At 44.3% G+C, this 15,731-nt stretch carries 11 protein-coding genes; 3 read left to right on the top strand and 8 right to left on the bottom strand.

The features are described from left to right. The 3 genes from metE to QZ158_RS03370 form a co-directional block, all read left to right on the top strand. A partial coding sequence (metE, locus tag QZ158_RS03380) for a 5-methyltetrahydropteroyltriglutamate--homocysteine S-methyltransferase (RefSeq protein WP_293874767.1) occupies positions 1–1,274 on the top strand: 1,274 nt, incomplete at its 5' end. Positions 1,275–1,345: 71 nt separating this feature from the next. Continuing rightward, complete coding sequence (metF, locus tag QZ158_RS03375) at positions 1,346–2,221, top strand: methylenetetrahydrofolate reductase [NAD(P)H] (RefSeq protein WP_126404786.1); 876 nt, start codon at positions 1,346–1,348, stop codon at positions 2,219–2,221. Positions 2,222–2,353: 132 nt separating this feature from the next. Beyond that, the gene (locus tag QZ158_RS03370) at positions 2,354–5,290 is read left to right on the top strand and encodes an AAA family ATPase (RefSeq protein ID WP_293874763.1); all 2,937 of its coding nucleotides are present in this window, start codon (positions 2,354–2,356) and stop codon (positions 5,288–5,290) included. A gap of 102 nt (positions 5,291–5,392) precedes the next feature. Here the strand turns inward: QZ158_RS03370 and hutG are convergent, their stop codons facing one another. From hutG to QZ158_RS03330, 8 genes are all read right to left on the bottom strand, one after another. Further along, entirely contained in the window at positions 5,393–6,379 is a 987-nt protein-coding gene (gene hutG, locus QZ158_RS03365) for a formimidoylglutamase (protein ID WP_293874761.1), read from the bottom strand. Between the two features lie 87 nt (positions 6,380–6,466). Beyond that, positions 6,467–8,008, bottom strand: a complete 1,542-nt coding sequence (hutH, locus tag QZ158_RS03360) for a histidine ammonia-lyase (protein WP_293874759.1) — start codon at positions 8,006–8,008, stop codon at positions 6,467–6,469. A gap of 214 nt (positions 8,009–8,222) precedes the next feature. Continuing rightward, a complete protein-coding gene (locus QZ158_RS03355; RefSeq protein WP_293874757.1) occupies positions 8,223–9,566 on the bottom strand; it encodes an APC family permease in 1,344 nt (447 codons plus the stop codon). Positions 9,567–9,586: 20 nt separating this feature from the next. Further along, on the bottom strand, positions 9,587–10,165 hold the full coding sequence (locus QZ158_RS03350; RefSeq protein ID WP_293874755.1) for a HutD family protein: 579 nt from the start codon (positions 10,163–10,165) through the stop codon (positions 9,587–9,589). A gap of 15 nt (positions 10,166–10,180) precedes the next feature. After that, positions 10,181–11,854: a formate--tetrahydrofolate ligase gene (locus QZ158_RS03345; RefSeq protein WP_293874753.1), complete on the bottom strand. Its 1,674-nt coding sequence runs from the start codon at positions 11,852–11,854 to the stop codon at positions 10,181–10,183. Positions 11,855–11,906: 52 nt separating this feature from the next. Beyond that, complete coding sequence (locus tag QZ158_RS03340) at positions 11,907–12,536, bottom strand: cyclodeaminase/cyclohydrolase family protein (protein WP_293874751.1); 630 nt, start codon at positions 12,534–12,536, stop codon at positions 11,907–11,909. 12 nt (positions 12,537–12,548) lie between these two features. Beyond that, positions 12,549–13,448, bottom strand: a complete 900-nt coding sequence (gene ftcD / locus QZ158_RS03335; RefSeq protein ID WP_293874749.1) for a glutamate formimidoyltransferase — start codon at positions 13,446–13,448, stop codon at positions 12,549–12,551. Between the two features lie 82 nt (positions 13,449–13,530). Next, the gene (locus QZ158_RS03330; protein ID WP_293874747.1) at positions 13,531–15,561 is read right to left on the bottom strand and encodes a urocanate hydratase; all 2,031 of its coding nucleotides are present in this window, start codon (positions 15,559–15,561) and stop codon (positions 13,531–13,533) included. Between the last annotated feature and the right edge of the window lie 170 nt (positions 15,562–15,731).

Below are 15,731 nucleotides of genomic sequence, written 5' to 3'. Positions count from 1 at the left end.
TGCCATTTACAACTGCTAATGAAGAATTTGAACCAGCTATCTTGAACCACTTTGCTTTTGCAGTTGAAAAATTGGATGAGATCCGTGATTTGGATGATATCCGCAATGGTCAAGGTGAAGAAGCTCTTGCAGCAAACAAAGAACTCTTTGCGACTGAACGTGTTGGAGCAAATGCGGAACTTCGTTCGCGTATCGCTGGATTGACTGATGCAGACTACACTCGTTTGCCAGCTTTTGCTGAACGTGAAGCTATCCAAGAAGATGCCTTCAAACTTCCAGCCCTTCCAACAACAACCATCGGTTCATTCCCTCAAACTAAGGAAGTTCGTGCTAAACGTTTGGCCTTCCGTAAGGGTGAATTGTCACAAGAAGAATACGATGCCTTCCTTGCTGAAACCATCGACGAATGGATCAAATGGCAAGAAGAAGTTGGATTTGACGTGCTTGTACACGGTGAATTCGAGCGTAATGACATGGTTGAGTACTTCGGTCAAAACTTGTCAGGTTACCTCTTCTCTAAGAATGGTTGGGTACAATCATACGGTATGCGTGGGGTGAAACCACCAATCATCTGGGGTGATGTCACTCGTCTCAACCCAATCACTGTGAAATGGTCTAGCTACGCACAAAGCCGTACTGACAAACCTGTTAAAGGTATGTTGACTGGACCTGTTACCATCCTTAACTGGTCATTCCCACGTGAAGACATCTCTATCAAGGATTCTACTCTTCAAATCGCTCTTGCAATCAAGGATGAAGTTCTTGACCTTGAAGCTGCAGGCGTGAAGATTATCCAAATCGACGAGGCTGCTCTTCGTGAGAAATTGCCACTCCGTCGTAGCGACTGGTACGAAGACTACCTTGACTGGGCTATTCCAGCCTTCCGCTTGGTACACTCTACAGTAGCGCCAGATACACAAATCCACACTCACATGTGTTACTCAGAATTTACAGATATCATCCCAGCTATCGACAACATGGATGCAGACGTCATCTCATTTGAGGCAAGTCGTTCAAACCTTGAAATCTTGGACGAACTCAAAGCGAAAAACTTCCAAACAGAAGTTGGACCTGGGGTTTACGATATCCACTCACCTCGTGTGCCTAACGAAGGCGAAATCGATCACACTATCGAAGCTATCCTTGCCAAAGTACCAAGCAGAAAAGTTTGGATCAATCCTGACTGTGGTTTGAAAACACGTGGAATTAAAGAAACAAAAGAAAGCTTGATCCGTCTAGTAGAAGCGGCAAAAGCTGCTCGTAAAGCGCTATAAAGCAAGTAGAAATTCCTAAGCTTGCTCGATAGCAAAAAAAGAATTGCTCAATCAAGAAAGGAATACATTTGATGACTAAGCAAACACCGTCGCTCTCCTTTGAGGTTTTCCCTCCAAATCCTGAAGTAGGCAATGCCAAGCTCTTACGTGCCTTGGAAAATATGCAGGAATTAGCTCCACACTTTATCAGTGTGACAGCTAGCAATAATAAATACAATATCAAAGAGACGACGGTTGCTTTAGCCAATCATATTCAGAATGAATTGTCTATTCCGACCATTGCCCACTTACCTGCCATCTATTTAAGCAAGGAAAAAGTAGCAGATACCCTTCATGAATTAGATCAAGTAGGGGTTCATCGGATCTTGGCCCTTCGTGGAGATATTATTCCTGGTATTGAGCCTTTAAAAGACTTTCGTTATGCAACGGACTTGATTGAGTTTATCAAGACAGAAGCTCCTCACTTTGATGTAATCGGTGCTTGTTACCCAGAAGGTCACCCAGATTCGCCAAACCAAATTTCAGATATTCAAAATCTGAAAAAGAAAGTGGATGCTGGATGTTCGAGCCTAGTGACTCAGCTTTTCTTTGACAATGAGCGTTTCTACGATTTTCAAGATAAGTGTACCTTGGCGGGAATTGATGTTCCCATTCATGCAGGGGTGATGCCAATTCTTAACAGAAACCAGGCCCTTCGCTTGTTGAAGACTTGTGAAAATGTTCATATCCCACGGAAATTCAAAGCCATTCTGGATAAGTATGAACATGATCCAGAATCCCTTCGTGCGGCTGGTTTGGCCTATGCGGTGGATCAAATCGTTGATTTGGTCACACAAGATGTTGCCGGTGTCCATCTCTACACCATGAACAATGAAGATGTAGCCTATCATGTCCACCATGCAACAAAAGCTTTATTTGAACACCAACCAAAGTTAGAAGTGATTTAATCAACAGTCTAAGCAGGAATTGTAGAGATTGAGAAAAATTTTTCTCAGTCTCTTTTTTACTTGGGCCAATCGCTTGCTAAATGACAACTTTTTTTTTATAGTATTAATATGAAGATTTTGGAGGCGCTTGCAATGAAGAGAGAACTCACGTTGAAGTTATTTGGACCCCCTAAGGTTGTTTTCCAACAGAAAGACATCCGTTTTTCCTTCTCGAAGATGGAGGCTTTATTTTATTACTTAGCCGTATCAGGTGAGGTCAACCGTGATGAAATTGCGGGCATTCTCTGGGGGGATAAGGAAAACCAAGTCGCTCGGAAAAATCTACGCAATACTGTTTACCAAGCCAATAAAATCTTTGAAGGAGATGTCATTGTTTCTCCAAGTAGGAGTAGCCTGGCCCTTAATCCTGAGCTGAATCTTTCTTTGGATGTCCAGCTTTTTGAAAGGGATCCTATAAGCAATTTACATCTTTATCAGGGAGACTTTTTAGAAGGCTTCTATGTCAAGGATGATGAGGACTTTGATCAGTGGGCTTCGCGAAAACGGAGCGCTTATAAGCAACTCTATATTGAAAGCTGTTATCAAAAGATTGACAAAGAGGGGCTGGGAGACCCTGGTATAGAGTCCTTACTCCACCATTTAGTAGAGCTGGATGAATTTGAAGAAAAGAATTACCAGCTCTTGATGGAGTATTATAGAGTTCATCACCAGCTGGGGAAATTTTTTGAGACCTATTACAAGCTGGTGGATTTATTGGATCGTGAGCTGAATGTTCGTCCCAGTCGAGTGATAGAGGAACTGTATCATTCTGTTTTGGAAGCTAAGCGCACCCATAAACAGAGCAATCGTGTGAATGTCCGAGAACTCCCTTTCTTTGGTCGCAAACAAGAACTGTCCCAACTGGAAGAATACCTCTCCTTAGTAGAGAAGGGGGAAGCGGTTGGCCCTCTCTTGGTCATGGGGCAATCTGGAACAGGCAAAAAACGTTTATTGCGTCAATTGGTCTTGTTGTCCAATCGTAGTTTTAGCTTTGTTAAGGTAGAAGGCAAAGTCGGCAGTCGCCAAGAAGAAGGAGGGATCTGGGACGACCTCAAAGCTTCCCTAGAGAAAGTGAGTGGGGGCTTGGAAGCTCCTCCTCTAGGAAAAGCGGATAATCTCCCTGCTGTCCGGAAGCACCTTCAAAGACTCAGCCAAGAAAAACCTCTCCTGATTCTGCTTGAAAATGCTCAGTGGATGGATGCGGCCTCATTCAATAAAGTAAAGCAATTGGAGGAGAAAAGTAGAGGGGAAAGATGGCAACTGATTGTTACAGCTGAGGGGCCTTTGCCGGAATTCTTGGTCACCTTCTTTGGGAGTTTAAAAGTCGAGAGACGGTTGTCCCAGCTAGAGTTGACCAATTTTGATCCGAGTGAAAGTCGATTACTCTTGCAAGGGCAACTGGGGCAGATAGAACCAGCCCTGATCGAGCAAATGATGGAGTGGAGTGAAGGTAGTCCCTTCTTGTTGTCCAGCTATATAGAAGAGTGGAAAGAGAAGGAAAGTTTAGAGCCCTTACCTGATATCATTCAAGCCTATCTGTCTCAAGAGCTGGGTGACTTGAGCAGTGAAGAGGAGTCCCTTCTTCATTATTTGTCTTGTTTTCATAAGCCGATATCCATGTCTATCTTGGCCGATTTGACAGCTACAGATCTTTCTGTTTTAACTGCATTATTAGATCCTTTAGCTCAAAGAGGAATCATCTCAATAGTGGAGGAAGGGGAGGATCTCTTAGTCCAATTTTGCAAGCAATTGGTAGCCATGTACTTCTACCAACTCCTGTCACCAGCCAGACGGCGTCTCTTCCATCAACAAATCGCGCAAAAACTGGAAGAAACCTTAGAAGATTCGACAGACCTGCTCTTCTATAAGGAAATAGCTTACCAATACAAGCAGTCCCAAAATCTCTTGCGTTCCTTGTCTTTTGAGCTGACCTACTTAGAAGAAATCCTCCAGTTGGAACATGAACTATTCCCAATATACTCCAAGGGAGAAGAAGGGGGAGTATCCGATGGGAAAAATAGCCATTTGGACATTTTTGGGGAACTCTCTCGTCTTCGTCGAGAACTGGATCAGCTTTTTTCACGACACCAAAAAGATAGAGACTACAAGTATTTGCAACTGCGCTACTTGTATCTAGAGGGGCGCTACTTCATTCGAAGTGGTGAGTACCAAAAGGGGATTCATGATATTCAAAAGGTCATCTCCTATGCGCGGGAACTCAAACTGCTCGACTTTCTTTTAGAAGGGTACCGGCAAATCATTTATTATTGCATTCAAACAGAAAATATTTCTGAAATGGCCTATTACACAGATTTGGCTTTAGAAGATGCGATTCAGGCCAACAACCATGAAGCGATTGCGATTCAGTTACGCTTGAAGGGTTTGTACCATTTGATGGTAGGGGATGAGGAGCAGGCGACCCGCCACCTCTATCGCTCCATTGATTGCTTTAGTCTGACCAATAGCATGCAGGCCAAGTATGCCATTCAAATTGCAGCATCTTTAGCCTACCTTGCTGAAATAGAGCAAGTGAGAGGGCATTTTCAAGTAGCTGTCACCCATTTGGAAGAGGTCCTACGCTTGGTGGGAAATCAATCTGTTGATTCAGTCCGAGTGGTGTTTGAAATTGATCTTGGGATTGCCTACTATTGGAAGGGGGATTTGGTCCAAGCCCGATTCTATTTTGACAGGGCTCAAAAGGTTTTGTCCAGTGTTCGCTTTCCTTGGAAGGAAGAACTGCTCGGATTTTATCAATCCTTAATCGCCTGTCATTTCGGGGAACAAGAGAAGGTGGCAACTTACCTATCTCGTAAAGAAGGAGCCATGAAGCAAACGATGAATGCACGAGACAAGGGGATGGTGTATTATCTCTTGGCCTTCTTGGCGGCCCAGAAGGAGCAAGGAGAGCAACTGAATCCTGCTTTGAGCACTTTCTTGAAAGAAGATAAGAATTACTACAAGAAACTGGCAGAGCAACATCTGACTCCGTATAGAGACCGTCCCTTCCTCAAGAGATTAAAAAATCTCTAGTGTAGCTCATCAAATGTCATGAAGGAAGAATGAAAAAAGGCTTATCAACACCCAAGGGCTGGATGTTGATAAGCCTTTTGTATGTTAGAGAGGTTTTGAATCTTATTTTTGTTGAGACAAGATTTGGGTCAAGTAAAAGATAAAGGTGGCGGCAAGGTTGGAGGTGTGGTTGTCAATATCATGAGGAGGGGAAACTTCCACAATATCAAATCCAATCAGTTTGCCGCTAGCTGCAATGTGTTGGAGCAACATTAGGGCTAGTTTTGGATCCACACCTAGTGACTGGATGGCACTGACACCAGGGGCAGAACCAACGGCAAAGCAGTCCATATCGATGGAGAGGTAAATCGCTGTCTGTTTTTCTAAGAATTGATCAATCCGATCAAGAATAGCCTGGTGGCTCATCCGGAAGAGATCTTGTCCTGTTAAGAAATCAATGCTTGGTGTTTTAGCTACATAGTTGAATAGGAATAAATTGTTGCTATGTTCCTGAATGCCCAAGATCAAGTAAGGGAAATCCTGGCTCTCTTCTTTTGCGTGGTCTGCCATTTGGCGAAATCCTGTTCCAGAGTTGGGACCAGTTTGGTCGTAAGGACGCAGGTCAAAGTGAGCATCTAGGTTGATGACAGCCAATTGTTCATCTGATTGCAAGGAGGATTTGAGGCCCAGGTAGTGACCATAAGCCGTTTCATGCCCTCCACCGAGGACGATTGGTTGAATATTTAGCTCCAACATCCGTTTGACAGTTAGAGAGAGGCTCTCTTGCAAATCTTCAAGAGAACGATTGGGGCCATCGATATTTCCGACATCAAAAACTGTGACGTTGGTGCCCCAGTGCCAAGGAAGTTTGGCGAGTTGGGTTCGAATAGCATTAGGGCTTTCGACAGCACCGACGCGGCCGTTATTGATATAGACTCCTTTATCGCTTTTAAAACCAAGGATTCCAAAGGTGACTTCTTCAAAAGGAGTCAAGGTTTCATCATTCAAATCCAAAAACTTCGTCAGCATACCCCATTTGGCTGTATAGGGATTGTCTTCAATACTGCCTTGGTAATAACTGTAAGTCATTGGGTAATAATCTCTAAGCACGTTACATGCCTCCGTTTGTTTGTATTAGGCTAGAAAGGGAAAGGCTGAGAAATTTTCTCAGCCTTTTTCTGCTGTATCCTTACTGTATCAGTATTGAATGCTTAAGTCAACTGCTTTTTCGATGGTTGCTAAGAATTCTTCACTTTCAACAACGGCAGATGCCTTATTAAGTTCTTCGAAGATTTCGATGTCCTTGTCAAATTCAATGAAGGATACCTTGCTGCGAATCATGTCATAGGCTGGTTTTGTACCTTTACCAAGTTCATGGTTTTCTGGTTTGAGATCCAAGGCTTGGCAGGCCGCCATAATTTCAGTAGCAACGATGCGGCGTGAATTCTTAAGGATTTCTGCTGCTTTACGAGCTGCTGTAGTTCCCATGCTGACGAAGTCTTCTTGGTTTTCACAAGATGGGATAGAGTCAACGCTGGCTGGGTGAGACAAGATTTTGTTTTCAGATGCAAGAGAGGCACAAGCATACTGCGTAATCATGAAGCCTGAGTTGAGGCCAGGATGTTTGACCAAGAAGGATGGCAATTTACTAAGCTGGCTGTTGACCAAGCGTTCCACCCGACGTTCAGATACGTTTCCGATCTCAGAAAGGGCAATACCCAAGAAGTCAAATGGTTGTGCCATTGGTTCACCGTGGAAGTTACCTCCGGAGATGACGTGTCCTTCCTTGGTGATGATTGGGTTATCTGTCACAGAGTTGATTTCGATTTCAACTTTTGTTTTTACATAAGCAATAGAGTCCTTGCTGGCTCCATGGATTTGAGGGATACAACGGAGTGTATAAGGGTCTTGGACCCGTTGTTGGGTCGCAACAGTGGTGTTTTTGCTTCCTTCAAGGAGGTTACGGATATTGCGAGCAGTTGCCAATTGTCCACTTTGAGGACGGATGGTATGAAGGTCTTCTTCAAATGGGCTGGTAATCCCATTGTGGACTTCCATTGAAAGAGCACCAGCAATGTCAGACAGTTTGAGCAATTGGATGCCATCATAGGTTGCAAGAGCACCGATACCAGTTAGGACAGTCGTACCATTGATCAAAGCAAGCCCTTCTTTGGCGGCCAATTGGATCTTTTCAATACCAGCTTGATTGAGAGCTTCTTGACCACTTAAAAGTTGACCTTTGTAGTAGGCGTGTCCAAGTCCCAACATTGGGAGCACCATATGAGAAAGGGGGGCAAGGTCTCCGGAAGCTCCGAGTGATCCTTTTTCTGGGATATAAGGAGTCACTCCTTTGTTAAGCAATTCTAATAGTTTTTCAACAGTTGACAGACGAATGCCAGAATAGCCTTTTAAGAGCGAGTTGATCCGGATGAGCATGATGGCACGAACGGCATCTTCTGGAAGTGGATCACCAAAACCAGATGCGTGGGTACGAATCAAGTTTTCTTGCAGTTGGACAGTATCTTTTGGAGAAATGCTGACATTACAGAGGGAGCCAAATCCAGTGGTCACACCATAGACAACACGTTTTTCACGGACGATATCATCAACAATTTTACGAGATGCGATGACAGCTTCTTTGGCTGCTTCGTCTAACTCACATTGGGCACCGTGCCGAGCGACGGCGATGACTTCTTCGAGTGTTAAGCTGTTACCATCTAAATGAATCAATTGAGTCATATAAAACCTCCGATTATGAATTGTTCTGTAGAAGTAGATGTGTTTACTTCGGTTTGAATAGCAAACATGAGCCCATTGTATATTGCTCTTAGGATAATTAAAAGAAGTTTTAGAGAAAAGAGCTCAGGTTTGATATTCGTGGAATCTTAGATGGGCTAGGGAGCAAAGGAATGCTTTACTCCCGCTAAAGTTCCCATCTAGTGTGTAAATAAAATTAGTGAGGATTACTTTGTTTTTTAGGTAGTTTGTTACCGTGAAAGACATAGTAAAGTCCACTAGCAATTACTAGACCGATAGCCCCCCAAACAAAGTTCATCATGTTGTCCCCTGCAATCATCAAGATACTGATCACAACAGCTAGAACTGGAATAACAGGACCAAATGGCACTCGGAAGGTAACCTTTTTGTCTGGGTACATTTTTCTGAGTTTGATGGCTGCCAAAGCAGTTGGAATGTATTGGAAGAAACGGAAGACAACACTGAAGGTTGCTAATGATTCGAAAGATCCAGATAACAAGAGTAAGAATGCAAAGGCACCGGAAATGATAATGGCTACGACTGGAGCATTCTTAGAGTTTGTTTTTCCAAGACCGGCTGGCAAGAGTTTTTCGTCTGCTAGGGCCGCACCGAAACGAGGAACCATGATGGATTCACCAATGTTTAGACCGGCGATTGAAATGAGGGCACCGTAAGAAACGAGTGGAGCTCCGATAGGGCCAATCATTTCAACAAATGCGTCTTGAACAGGTGCACCGGTTTCCATGATACGTCCACCCAGCATAGCGATTGTTCCTGCGATGATCAACATGTAGAGGACAGATACGATACTGATGGATCCCAAGATAGCGCGGGGAACGTTCTTTTCAGGGTTACGCATTTCCCCTGCAACGATGGACATGGTTTCGAATCCGATAAATCCGTAGAAGATGTAAACGGCGGTACTCGAAATAGCACTAAAGAGATTTGATCCACTTTCCAATTGAAGGAAAGGTGTGAAGTTGCCCTTGCTCACGCCACCTGAAATGAAGAAGATAGCGAAGAGAGAGAAGAGGACAATCGGAATTAATTTTGCAACAGTAGCTGTCAGAGTGAACATCTTAGATGTTTTCAGACCGGCAATGTTCATAATACTCAAGAGAACCAACATCACGATACTAATCGGTAGGTTATAGCCTTCGAATGCTGGGAAAGTAATGATGAAGATTTTAGCAAAACCGGCCAACATGGCAGCCCAAGCAATAACGGTAACGGCCCATCCTAGAATCCCAACGTTAAAGCCGACGAAGTCTCCGAAAGCTGCTTTTGAGTATTGCATGGCTCCACCGTTTTTGTCGAAGTAGCCAGCCGTTTCAGCCAGACAGGCTGATAGTAGCATGACGAGAACAGCTACCCCGAACATGACAGCTAGAGAAGCTGGTCCTAATCCGGCATAAATTTTTTGAGGTAAGAGGAAGATACCAGATCCGATTACGGCATTGATACCGTATAGAGTGGCACCGCTAAAGCTGAATTTCGCTTTTTCTTGTTCCTCAATCGACTGTTTATGTGCTCCGTTCATAATGTCTCTCCTTTTAAACATTATTTTAGCGCAGTCCAGATAGCAATCGGTTGCTCCCCAGACTGATGGGGTGAAAACGTGATTGTCATCTCTTGAAGAGGAGATGCTTGTTCGATAAACAGGAGCTCGTGAGTTTGGAGGGAGTAGGATTGTCCCTTTTTCCATTCAAGTGTTAGTGGACAGAGAGCATAGATCCATTGATAGCGACTCTGACTCGTGACACTTTCTTTTGGGGATATAGCACTCATATGCCCCTGATAGGAAGGTTTATAGATGAGATTAAAATCTTGACAGGTCCCTTGGCTAGATACAGGGTCTCCCCCGTCAAAGAAGTAGCTTTGAAATGGCTTCAAAACCACTTCTTTCTTTTGATGGGTGAGTGTAATCGATGAAGTCAGAGGCATCAAGATTCGGTGGTAGCCAGTGAGATCTGTAAAGTCACTTGTTTCAATCTCTACCGTTGCGGTGGAGAGGCGAAAGTCAAAGTTCCGATCAGGATAACTTCCCTCTTTTGGGGAGAGGAAGAGTTGGGTAGTTTGGCCACCAGACCAAGTAGAAATTTGATAATCTGCGGGGGTAAGATGAAGGATAGTCACCATAGGACGTCCTCTTTCTTAAAAGAGACCAGTGATATTGCCTTGGGCATCGATATCAATCTTTTCACTGGCTGGAACTTTTGGTAGGCCAGGCATGGTCATGATCGTTCCTGTGAGAGCAACGATAAAGCCAGCTCCTGCTGCCACCTTAAGGTTGCTGATTTTGACAGTGAAATCTTTCGGTGCTCCGATCTTCTTGGCATCATCCGAGAAGGAATATTGCGTTTTGGCCATACAGATTGGGTAGTTGGAGAAACCAAGTGCTTCCAATTCTTTGAGTTCGCGTTTGGCCGCCGGTGTTAAGTTAATGCCTTTACCACCATAAACTTTTGTGACAATCTTGGTCAATTTTGTTTCAATGCTGTCTTCTTCGTCATAGACATAAGAGAAGTGGTTTTCTTCTTGAGCTAGTTGAATGACTTTTTCAGCTAGGTCACGACCACCAGCTCCACCATGTGCCCAGACATCTGAAATAACAACATCTACATTGCGTTTTTTACAAGATTCATAGACAGCTTCTAGCTCAGCCTCTGTATCCAGCGGGAATTTGTTGATGGCAACGACCACAGGTAGACCGTAGACTTCTTGGATGTTGGCCAAGTGTTTGTCCAGGTTTGGCAGACCATCGATCACGGCTTGGACATTTTCAGTAGACAAGTCTGCTTTGGCAACTCCACCATGCATCTTGAGAGCGCGAATGGTTGCGACGAGGACAACGGCAGCAGGTTTGAGTCCGGCCATACGGCACTTGATATCGATGAATTTTTCAGCACCGAGGTCTGCTCCGAAGCCAGCTTCTGTCACGACATAGTCTGCATATTTGAGGGCTAGTTTAGTAGCTAGCACACTGTTACAGCCATGAGCAATATTGGCAAATGGTCCGCCGTGGATGATAGCCGGAGTATGCTCCAAGGTTTGTACCAAGTTTGGATGGATGGCATCTTTGAGAACAGCTGCCATGGCACCTCCAGCCTTGAGGTCTTTGGCTGTCACTGGTTGTCCTTGGTAGTTGTACCCGATAATGATGCGATCGAGGCGTTCTTTGAGGTCAAGGATATTTTCTGAGAGACAGAGAATAGCCATGATTTCAGAGGCCACTGTGATGTCAAAGCCATCTTCACGAGGAACCCCGTTCGTCTTTCCTTGAAGGCCATCGACAATATGGCGGAGCTGACGGTCGTTCATGTCGACCACCCGTTTCCAGGTGATGCGACGAGAATCGATGCCCAACTCATTGCCATGATGGATGTGGTTGTCAATCAAGGCTGCAAGGAGGTTGTTGGCAATCCCAATGGCATGGAAGTCTCCGGTAAAATGAAGGTTGATATCTTCCATTGGAACCACTTGGGCGTACCCACCACCGGCGGCTCCACCTTTGATCCCAAAGACAGGGCCAAGTGAAGGTTCGCGGAGGGCAATGACCGCTTTCTCACCGATAGCAGAGAGGGCATCTACTAGTCCAACAGAGGTGGTTGTCTTTCCTTCTCCGGCAGGAGTAGGAGAGATGGCTGTCACGAGAATCAGCTTTCCATCTTCCTTGTCCTTTAGTTGTTCCAGTTGATTGCTATCAATTTTTGCCTTGTATTTTCCGTAGAGCGAAATGTCGTCTTCAGTCAATCCAAGTTCAGCAGCAATTTCTGTGATGGGCTTCATTTGGACAGAATTGGCAATCTCAATATCCGATAAAACCATAGAATCCCTTCTTTCTTTGTAGGTATTGAAGTTATAAAGTTGATTGATAGGTTTATGATAGGCTTTCTAAAATAGTTTGGTAAATGTTATCTGCAAGCTCAGAGCCTGTTTGGAGGAGTTCGAGTCCCTTGCTGTGGTATTCTTGGACGAAGTCTTGGTCCTTGATTCCTGAAATGTTGATCAGGACATTGAGCCAAGCCCCCTGAAGTCCAGCCTTGAGATTGAGAGCAGCCACTCCTAAGTCACTCGCCGCATTGGTGTTGGACTTACCAACAGCTTCTTTTGTTGTTTCAAGCGCTTCAACGATGAGCTCCATCATAGAGAAAGGAGATACTGTCGCATGTTTCAAAGCTTTTTGCATGGCTTCACGACGAGCGGCTTTCTCTTCTTCCGTTTCCTTTGGAAGATCAAAGACTGCTGATACAACGTTGAAAGCTTCTGTATCTTTGTCGATGGCTTCTAGTAATTGGTCTTGGAGTTGGGCACTTTTTTCGTGAACCCCTTTGATGTGGTCTTCAAATTCAGCGTATTTTTTCTTACCAATGGTCAGTTCACAGACCATTTTTGTAAGGGAAATCCCGTTTGCAGCAGATAGGGCAGCAGCAGAACCGCCACCTGGAGCTGGGGCATCTGAACCAAGAACCTTGGCAAACTCTGTAATACTTAAGTCAACTAGTTTCATAAAACTCCCTTTCTAACCCAACAAGTGATTTTCCAAGACTTGTTTGCTATAGTCAAAGTCTTCTAATTGCAAGTAGTATTCAGCAGAGTCAATCAGAGCCTTAGCAGGAGCCAGACCAATGAGTTCTGTTCCAGTGATGCGAACTCCGTAGCGTTGTGCTTCGAAACGAACGGTTTCAACGACACGATACAATGGGAATTTTTCCAAGTTGACCATGTTGATTGAGACTTGAGCGATGTTGCGATCTTCTAGCATGACACCGATTGCTTTACAGTATTTGTATCCTCCGCTAGATCCACGAATGACTTTAGAAATGTTGTTGGCAATTTCTAGATCATCTGTGTCAAGGTTGATATTGAAAGCAACGAGTGGCATCCGGACACCAACGGCTGTAACCCCTGCAGTTGGATGAATCTTGCGTTCACCGTAGTCTGGCTTCCAGTCTTCTTCCAACAGTTTTTCTGGCATTCCTTCAAATTGTCCTTTGCGGACCTTCGCCAAGTTTTTCCGTTCTGGGCGAGTTGCAGCATCTTCATAAAGGAAGATTGGAATACCCAATTCACGATTGATGCGTTCGGCTACTTTATTGGCGATTTCGACACATTCATCTGTTGTGATATCTTTGACTGGAACGAAAGGACAAACGTCTGTTGCTCCCATACGAGGGTGTTCGCCTTCGTGCTTGGTCATATCGATGTTTTCAGATGCGTATTTTACCAATTGGAAAGCAACTTCTTGAATGCTTTCTTCATCCCCAACGAGTGTAAAGACGCTACGGTTGTGACTGGCGTCAGACGAGTAGTCCAGCAGTGTAACACCTGGAATACTTTTTGCTGTTGCTGCTAATCCGTCGATCACAGCTTGATTGCGTCCTTCAGAAAAGTTTGGAATACACTCAACAATTTTTGCCATATGATTACCTCTTTTTATAGGAGAAGGTGGGGAGGAGGAGTCTTTGTATTTCCTCCCCTTTCTCAGTTTTTATTTTTTGATGTTAAAACAATTTTTGAACCGCATCTTTGACCAAATCTTCATCTGCCAGATAAGGAATGGTGATGTGGTCTGTTCCTGCATGGAGACGGTTGTATTCGATAGCTGTTTCAATCGCATGGTTATTTCTTGCCCAGTTCCGACGAGCAACCCCACCCATGGTATCCCAGGCAATCGCAGATTTGATGATTTCGTCGATCCGGTGGCTACCGTCTAGAACGAGACCAAATCCTCCGTTGATGGCCTTACCGATACCAGTACCACCACCATTGTGGAGAGCCACGAGACTCATACCGCGAGCGGCGTTACCGGCGTAACATTGAACCGCCATATCGCAAGTAACGTTTGAACCATCTTTGATATTGGAGGTTTCACGGAATGGAGCATCTGTACCAGATACGTCATGGTGGTCACGTCCAATCATTACCGGTCCAATCTTGCCTTGGCGAATGAGTTCATTGAATTTCAAAGCGATATTGACACGTCCCATACAATCTTGATAGAGGATACGAGCTTGCGTACCAACGACTAATTGGTTCTTTTCAGCATCGCGGATCCAGTTATAATTGTCGCGGTCTTGGTAGCGACGAGTTGGATCAATCGCTTCCATAGCTGCATGGTCAGTTGCGATCAAGTCTTCATGTTTACCGCTGAGGCAGACCCAACGGAATGGACCATAACCATAGTCAAAGAGCATAGGTCCCATGATATCTTCAACATAAGATGGCCAAATGAAGCCGTCCTTGTCATCCAAACCATTTTTAGAAATTTCCTTGATGCCAGAGTCGTAAACAGATTTCATAAAGGCATTACCGTAGTCGAAGAAGTAGGTGCCCTTAGCAGTCAAATCTTTAATCACTGCGAAGTGACGAGCCAAGGTTTCATCGACCAAGCGATGGAAGGTTTCTTTGTCTTCTGCCAACAAACGTGTCCGTTCTTCAAAGCTGATCCCAACTGGGCAATAGCCACCATCATAAACGTTGTGGCAAGAGGTTTGGTCAGACAAGAGATGAACGTGGACATTGTGTTTATTGACATATTCGAGCAAGTCTACGATATTTCCATGGTAGGCAATAGAAGTTGATTCACCAGCTTCCAGTGCTGCTTGAGCTAATTTCACAGCTTCTTCGGCACTGTCTGTCACTTGGCTAATCCAACCTTGAGAGTGACGGGTTTCAATCCGAGAGCGGTCCACTTCTGCAACGATGGCAACAGCTTTTGCAATTTCAGCTGCTTTCCCTTGAGCTCCACTCATTCCACCGAGACCAGATGAAATGAAGAGTTTACCAGTTAAATCGCCATCATCAGGCACACCGAGTTTGAGACGTCCGGCATTAAGAAGGGTGTTGAAGGTACCGTGAACGATTCCTTGAGGACCGATATACATCCAGCCACCAGCCGTCATTTGACCGTAGTTGGTAATGCCCATCTCTTCAGCGATTTCCCAGTCGCGCATATTGTCATACTCACCGATCAAGAGACCGTTGGTAATGATGACGCGAGGAGCTTCAGGTTTAGACTTGAAGAGGCCGAGAGGGTGACCAGATTCAACCACCAAGGTTTGGTCTTCTGTCATGACTTCCAAGTATTTCTTGATCAAGTTGTATTGCATCCAGTTAGCACAGACAGAACCTGTTTCTCCGTAAGTGACCAATTCATATGGATAAAGGGCAATTTCAAAGCTCAAGTTGTTGTCAATCATGACCTGCATAGCCTTAGCAGCAGTGCATTTTCCTTTGTACTCATCAATTGGTTTTCCATAGATCCGATCTTTTGGACGGAAGCGATAGCCATAGATCCGACCGCGAGTTTTTAGTTCTTCCAGAAATTCTGGGATCAATTCTTGGTGGAATTTTTTAGGGATGTAACGCAGAGCGTTCTTAAGAGCAATCTCAGTCTGAGCTTGCGTTAAGCGGAAGCCTCTATCAGGTGCACGACGGATACCTTCTTGAAAAGTTGCCTTTTCAGGAAGGACATCAAAGTCAAGTTTGACAGACATAGCAGCTGCAATTTCTTTATCGTCTATAAATGACATAGTAGGAACCTCCTTATGTGTAGACTATGAATTTATATTTTCTTTATTGTATCCAAGAAACGTCAATAAAGAGTCAAAAATAAATTTAATTTTTAATAAAGCAAAAAAAAATGAGGGAGAAACTTTTTGACTTTTTTTTGACGCTTTTTCTTTAGAATTGTAAAATGAAT

It is taken from the genome of Streptococcus sp. A12 (genome assembly GCF_905372335.1).
Taxonomy (GTDB): domain Bacteria; phylum Bacillota; class Bacilli; order Lactobacillales; family Streptococcaceae; genus Streptococcus.
The sequence above is the reverse complement of the archived record's forward strand: the minus strand, read 5'-3'. Positions and strand labels throughout refer to the sequence as shown.

Bases quoted from the DNA above. Each gene is read 5' to 3' on its own strand.
- QZ158_RS03345 (WP_293874753.1), bottom strand. From the start codon at position 11,854: ATGGTTTTATCGGATATTGAGATTGCCAATTCTGTCCAAATGAAGCCC.
- QZ158_RS03330 (WP_293874747.1), bottom strand. From the start codon at position 15,561: ATGTCATTTATAGACGATAAAGAAATTGCAGCTGCTATGTCTGTCAAA.
- QZ158_RS03340 (WP_293874751.1), bottom strand. From the start codon at position 12,536: ATGAAACTAGTTGACTTAAGTATTACAGAGTTTGCCAAGGTTCTTGGT.
- ftcD (WP_293874749.1), bottom strand. From the start codon at position 13,448: ATGGCAAAAATTGTTGAGTGTATTCCAAACTTTTCTGAAGGACGCAAT.
- metF (WP_126404786.1), top strand. From the start codon at position 1,346: ATGACTAAGCAAACACCGTCGCTCTCCTTTGAGGTTTTCCCTCCAAAT.
- QZ158_RS03355 (WP_293874757.1), bottom strand. From the start codon at position 9,566: ATGAACGGAGCACATAAACAGTCGATTGAGGAACAAGAAAAAGCGAAA.
- hutH (WP_293874759.1), bottom strand. From the start codon at position 8,008: ATGACTCAATTGATTCATTTAGATGGTAACAGCTTAACACTCGAAGAA.
- QZ158_RS03350 (WP_293874755.1), bottom strand. From the start codon at position 10,165: ATGGTGACTATCCTTCATCTTACCCCCGCAGATTATCAAATTTCTACT.
- QZ158_RS03370 (WP_293874763.1), top strand. From the start codon at position 2,354: ATGAAGAGAGAACTCACGTTGAAGTTATTTGGACCCCCTAAGGTTGTT.